Source organism: Inquilinus sp. OTU3971, assembly GCF_038440215.1.
Map to the genome: position 1 here is coordinate 1 of NZ_JASATH010000419.1, position 1187 is coordinate 1187.

Sequence of the window (1187 nt, forward strand, 5' to 3'; positions counted from 1 at the left end):
GAGATGAAGCCGCCGAGAACCGTTGGATTCCTCTCGTGAGGAGAGCTTTGATTGAAGGCCGAGACCAGATCGGACCACATCTCACTTGGGTTCACGGCATCTTGAGCAAGTCCGCGGCCGAATTCGAAGGCCCGCTGGGGCGGGTTCTTCGCAATCACCTCTGGAAGAAACGACTTGAGCAACGATCGATCGCCCGCCATCGCCTTGCCAACGTCGACTGCGGATTGCAATGCCTTGTGCCACGCAGCACTGGGATCGTCGGTCTCGTCACCATCGGCAATGTCGTATCCAGCCGAGTTTTGCGAAACCACGAGCAACCTGGCACGGTCCAGCAAGTCTATTGGTTTTAGTATTTCGATTATTGTTTCCAGTCGTGTCCTAATATCAGATGGCATCTTCTGGCCATCGAAGCGCCGTGCTGCGCGGAACGAGAGCCATCCCTCCGGCCAGCCACCGTTGTTTGCGAAAACGACACTTGCTTGCTCCAATGCCTCCCGGCATGCGGCGAAACGCCATAGTCCTCGGATATTGCGCGCTATAATGAGCTTCGCATCTTCAAATCGGTCGACAAGAGCTATCGCCAGAGCGGTTGCCTCTTTATACCAATTCCAGATATCGCCGTTGACCCTGGGCACCCAGCCATAATCTCGGGGACGCGCGCCGAAATCAAAGTTGGATCCCGCTGAGAAATGCCCGGTCTGCAGTAACGCATCGAGAGCGAGTGCGCCGACGCGATGTGATCCGACGTCCGTGCTGTTAAAGAACGCGCGTATGATGTCCTGGCGTTCCTGCGGTGTCGCACATGTGCCCGACAGGTAGAGATGGAATAATTCTTTGAACGGGGCAGCCGCTGAATAGCTGTTGTGTCCCGGCGGCTCCACAGCAACAAAGCGTGCGAGTGCGATCGTGGCCCGCCGGAACATTGCCCCCTCATAAGCGAGGGACTTAAGCAAAGCAATCCAGCGCCAGCGATCGGGGTTCGAAACGGCAAGGATCTGCATGCCGCGCGACCCGCTTAATTCCATCTCGATTTTTGCCAATACGGCGTCTGGAGCGACGGGTGCTATATTCCGGATAATACTTAGACCGGACTCACCCAGCGAAAACAAGTCTCCTAGCTCGGATATCTCACTGCGTGGCGAGGCAGTGCGTCGGTGGGGCTGAAGGCGGAGGCATTTGTGCAGGTT

At 56.6% G+C, this 1187-nt stretch carries 1 protein-coding gene; it reads right to left on the reverse strand.

Going from position 1 to position 1187, the window contains the following annotated elements; translation table 11 throughout:
- Window positions 1-1109, reverse strand: a 1109-nt coding sequence (locus tag AAHM41_RS40220) for a hypothetical protein (protein ID WP_342242262.1), incomplete at its 3' end; no start/stop codon positions are given.
- Window positions 1110-1187: the final 78 nt, after the last annotated feature.